Origin of the sequence: Bacillus sp. AFS031507 (assembly GCF_002584635.1) — a bacterium.
Lineage (GTDB): Bacteria > Bacillota > Bacilli > Bacillales > Cytobacillaceae > Neobacillus.
Genome location: NZ_NUOW01000107.1, coordinates 1 through 268, shown reverse-complemented (window position 1 = coordinate 268; position 268 = coordinate 1). Strand labels below are relative to the sequence as shown.

Genomic DNA, 268 nt, shown 5'->3' with positions numbered 1-268 from the left:
TAGTTATCGCTGATATGGTGAAGAATGGTTACTATTCCATCGTTCGTCCAACTTCTGAATCATTTGAAGAACTTCGAGTTCTTATGTCTAACCGTGACGTGATTGTTAAGCGTCTCGATAGTTCAATCAACCAATTAAATCGTTGGGTAGATGTTGTCTTTCCAGAGCTCCGACAAGTTTTTAAAGACGTGAAAGGTAAAGGGGCAATCGCAACCCTTCGCTTATTTCCTACCCCGATGGAATTGCGTTCAATGCAACCTCAAAACGT

The 268-nt window shown here is 41.4% G+C and carries 1 pseudogene; it reads left to right on the top strand.

Annotated features, from left to right (window positions below):
• A pseudogene (locus tag COE25_RS30060) lies at nucleotides 1-268 on the top strand (IS110 family RNA-guided transposase); the annotation flags it as partial.